This window comes from Nitratidesulfovibrio liaohensis, assembly GCF_011682075.1.
GTDB classification, from domain to species: domain Bacteria; phylum Desulfobacterota; class Desulfovibrionia; order Desulfovibrionales; family Desulfovibrionaceae; genus Cupidesulfovibrio; species Cupidesulfovibrio liaohensis.
The window spans coordinates 1-4,070 of sequence record NZ_VSMK01000247.1 but is presented as its reverse complement, the minus strand read 5'-3'; the positions used below and the strand labels follow the sequence as shown (position 1 = coordinate 4,070).

Genomic DNA, 4,070 nt, shown 5'->3' with positions numbered 1-4,070 from the left:
GCGGGGGCCACGCGCGGGGTGGATTCCACCCGCGACGCGCACGCCGCCGCCGATTCCGCGCGGGCCTTGTCGCGCCGCCATCACTGCGTCACCGTGGTCAGCGGGCCGGTGGACTTGATCACCGACGGCGACGAGGTGGTGCTGGTCACCGGAGGGCACGAACTGATGCCCCGCGTCACCGGCATGGGGTGCACCGCCACGGTGCTGGTGGCAGCCCACGCCGCCGTGGCCGCCAGCCTGCTGGAGGGCGCGGTAAGCGGCATGGCCGCCATGTCAGCCGCCGGAAGCATGGCGGCGGAGCGTGCCGCCGGGCCGGGCAGCTTTGCCATGCACTTCATCGACGCCCTGTACGCCCTGTCGGAAGCGGACATTCGCGCCCGCGTGCGGGTGGGCCGTCCGTGAGCGCCTTGCGGCGGAATACGGATTACGGGGTGTACCTGGTCACCGACCGCACCCTGTGCCGGGGCCGTGCCCTGGCCGACGTGGTGGCGGCGGCGGTGGCGGGCGGCGTGACCGTGGTGCAACTGCGCGAAAAGCATGTGGACACGCGCGAGTTCGTGGAACTGGCTCGCGCGCTGAAGGGGTTGCTGGCCCCACGCGACGTGCCCCTGCTGATCAACGACCGGGTGGATGTGGCTCTGGCCTGCGGGGCCGACGGCGTGCACGTGGGCCAGGGCGACATGCATCCTGCCGACGTGCGCGCCCTGCTGGGGCACACGGCCCTTGTCGGGCTGTCCGTGGAGACCATGGAGCAGGTGCGCGAGGCCGAAGCGCTGGACGTGGACTACCTTGGGGTGAGCCCGGTGTTCGCCACGTCCACCAAGACGGATACAGCGCCGCCGTGGGGACTGGACGGGCTGGCCCGCCTTCGCGTGGCAACGGAGTGTACCCTGGTGGCCATTGGCGGCATCGGCGCGGCCAACGCGGAGCAGGTGTTGCGGGCCGGGGCAGATGGCCTGGCCGTGGTCTCTGCCCTGTGCGCGGCGGATGATCCGCAACGGGCGGCAGAAGAACTGCGTGGCGCGGTGCGCAGCGTGCGGGGCTGGTAGCGGATTCGGAATGGTCAGAAGGACTGGCTGGGCGGATGGCAGGGCGGCAATCGGTAACTGGCCGGACGTCGGACGTTGGCCGTACATCGACATATGCCCATGGTCCGGCTGGCTGGCCGGACTCTCCGATTGCCGACTGCCTGACTATCGGCGGGCGCGGCGGTCCGCAGGCGCATCAATGACGAAACAACGCAAGGAGGAGCCATGCGCATTGCCGTGGCGGCGGACGGGCCCCGGCCCGACAGCAACGTGGAGCCGGTGTTCGGGCGGGCGGAATGGTTCGTGGTGACCGATACGGAGACCGAGGGCGTCATTGCCGTGCGCAATGCGCACCGTGATGACCGTGAGGGCGCCGGGAGCTCTGTGGCGCAACTGCTGTCCGCCGCGCGGGCCACGGTGGTGCTGTGCGGCGAATGCGGCCCCAAGGCGCGCCTGGCCCTGGCCGATGCGGGCATAGAGGTACTGGCGGCCAGCAGCGGTCTGGTCAGCGAGGCAGTGGCCCGGTATCGGGAACTTGTCGGTAGCGTCCCGCAACAATAGCTGCTGTTTTTACAGAATGTTACGCGCACATCGGCGCGCGTCCAGGGGGTGCGGCGCATCGTGCGCGCGTACTACGAAAAGACGAATTGCTCCGTCTCCACGCCGCCGGTGTCCACGCCGAAGGCGCGCAGTTCATCCAGCACATGCTGCTGCATGGGGCCGGGGCCGCACAGATAGAACGAGGCCGTGGCCGATTGCACGTGGCGGGCCAGCATGTCCCGCGACAGGCGCCCTTTTTCGAAGAACACGGCGGGCAGTTCCGGGTCGGCGTAGTGGTGAGGATTGGTCTCGCGCGTCAGCACGTGCACCACGGTCAGGTCCAGCCGTCGGGTCATGGCTTCCAGTTCCTCGGCGGCAAAGGCGTCGCCATAGGTCTTGTTGGACCAGAACAGCACCACCCGGTTGGTTGCCCCTGCCTGGTCGAAGCTGCGCAGCACGCTGAGGAACGGGGTGATGCCCACCCCGCCCGCGATGAGCACGATCTGCTCCTGCCGTTCGATGTCGCGGCAGAACACCCCGTAGGGCCCGGCGCAGCGCACCTCGTCGCCGTCGCGCAGGCCCGGCACCAGTTCCGACGTGAAACGCCCCTTGCCCCGGATGGTCAGCCGCACCGTCTCGCCCGGCGCGGCGGCGATGGTGAAGGGGTGGGCATCGCTCCAGCCGTCCTCCTCCATCACCCGCAGGGTGGCGAACTGCCCCGGGCGGAAGCTGCGGAAGCGTTCGTCGTCACCCGTGTCGATGTACACGGAGGTGGTGTTGTCGTCCTCTCGCACGGTGCGCAGGATGCGCGCATTGCGGCTCTTGGGGGTGCTTGAATCGTCGCTCATGTGTCGCTCCCTTGGCGGTGCATGCGGTGCTGTGGCCGCACTGGCGGTGGGCAGTCTGCCCGCAGTGTCGCCCATGGCGGCGGGCATGACAAGCGAGACACGCCGGAATGGGCGTAAATATCACCGCATGGCCGCGTCCCGCGCGGGTTCAGCGTCCGCGTACTCCCAACGTCTTGATGCGCGATTGCAGGGTGGTGGGCGGCAGGCCCAGCAGTTCCGCCGCGCCGCCGGGGCCATGCACGCGCCCCCCCGCTGCGGCGAGGGCGCGTTCGATGTTGGCGCGTTGCAATTCGCGCCAGCCCACTTCGGAAATGATGTCCGTGGGGGCCGGTGCGCCCGTTTGCCCCGTTTGCCCTGCGTGCTCGAAATTTTCGGCAGCCCCGGCGCTCCCGCTTGCTCCCGTTCCCCGGGGCGCTTCGTCGGTGCCGCCCTTTTCCGCGTATCCCGCGCCCCCCGGCATGCCGAATACGGCACCGGGTGCCATGGCCTGCATCGCGCCTTCCGGCGGCAAATCCAGCACCAATCGCCCCCCTTCGGCCATGATCACCCCGCGCTCGATGACGTTCTGCAATTCGCGCACGTTGCCCGGCCAGGGGTAGGATTGCAGTTCGGCCATCTGACGGTGGGCGATGCGCGGCTCCGGCAGGTTCAGTCTACGGCAGGAGGTGCGCACGAAGTGCCGGGCCAGCAGGGGGATGTCATCACGCCGGGTGCGCAGGGGAGGCAGGGCCACCGGGAACACGCTGAGCCGGAAGAACAGGTCCTGCCGGAAGCGGCCATGCTCCACATCGGCCCGCAGGTCGCGGTTGGTGGCGGCAATGATGCGCACGTCCACGCTGCGGCTGCGTTCCTCGCCCACACGTTCGAACACCCCCTCTTGCAGGACGCGCAACAGCTTGCCCTGCAATTCCAGGGGGATTTCGCCCACTTCGTCCAGAAACAGGGTGCCGCCGTCGGCCAGTTGAAAACGGCCCACGCGGTCGCGCAGGGCTCCGGTGAAGGCGCCCTTCACGTGGCCGAAGAATTCGCTTTCGAACAGTTCGCGCGGAATGGCCGAACAGTTCACCCGCACCAACGGGGCGGCGGCGCGCTGGCTGCGATCGTGGATGGCCTGGGCCACCAGTTCCTTGCCGGTGCCCGATTCGCCCAGCAGCAGCACGGTGGCGTCGGTGGGGGCCACCATGTCCACCTGCTCCAGGGCCCGGCGCAGGGGCGGGCTGTCACCCACGATGGAGTGCGGGGCGCGGGCGCGGCGCACCTCGCCGCGCAGGTGTTCGTTTTCCAGTTCCAGCGCGCGGCGCAGGTGCTGGATTTCCTCGAAGGAGCGGGCGTTGACCACGGCGGCGGACAGGGAGTCTGCGAAAATCTTGTGCATCTTGCGGTGCAGCAGCATCAGGTCGGCCAGCACCCCGCGCATGGGCCGGTCGTAGAATACGGCCATGACCCCGATCATGTTGCCCTTGAACTGCAACGGATAGGCCGCGTAGGCGTGGATGTTTTCGTCCACGGCCCAGGCGGGGCGGGCCCAATTCTCGGGCGATGCCGCCCACGTGGGCTCGCCGCGCAGGGCCACCTGCCCCAGCAGCGGTTCGGACAGCGGCACCACGGCGTAGGTGCCTTCCGCGTGGCGCCAGTCGCGCACCGGGGTCGCGGT

General features: G+C 69.3%; 5 protein-coding genes. 3 read left to right on the top strand and 2 right to left on the bottom strand.

From position 1 onward, the window contains the following. The 3 genes from FVW27_RS09505 to FVW27_RS09495 all read left to right on the top strand — a co-directional run. Positions 1 to 402 (top strand): hydroxyethylthiazole kinase (locus FVW27_RS09505; RefSeq protein ID WP_208294722.1); only part of this gene is annotated, 402 nt, incomplete at its 5' end. Between the two features lie 5 nt (positions 403 to 407). After that, positions 408 to 1,049 carry a thiamine phosphate synthase gene (gene thiE, locus FVW27_RS09500; protein ID WP_208294723.1) on the top strand — a complete coding sequence of 214 codons (642 nt, stop codon included), beginning with the start codon at positions 408 to 410 and terminating at the stop codon, positions 1,047 to 1,049. A 204-nt stretch (positions 1,050 to 1,253) separates the two neighbouring features. Then, positions 1,254 to 1,589: a NifB/NifX family molybdenum-iron cluster-binding protein gene (locus FVW27_RS09495; RefSeq protein WP_167124630.1), complete on the top strand. Its 336-nt coding sequence runs from the start codon at positions 1,254 to 1,256 to the stop codon at positions 1,587 to 1,589. 71 nt (positions 1,590 to 1,660) lie between these two features. Here the strand turns inward: FVW27_RS09495 and FVW27_RS09490 are convergent, their stop codons facing one another. Both FVW27_RS09490 and FVW27_RS09485 read right to left on the bottom strand, forming a co-directional pair. Beyond that, positions 1,661 to 2,416, bottom strand: a complete 756-nt coding sequence (locus FVW27_RS09490; protein ID WP_167124628.1) for a ferredoxin reductase domain-containing protein — start codon at positions 2,414 to 2,416, stop codon at positions 1,661 to 1,663. Positions 2,417 to 2,564: 148 nt separating this feature from the next. After that, positions 2,565 to 4,070: sigma-54-dependent Fis family transcriptional regulator (locus tag FVW27_RS09485; RefSeq protein ID WP_167124626.1), on the bottom strand; the 1,506-nt coding region annotated here is incomplete at its 5' end.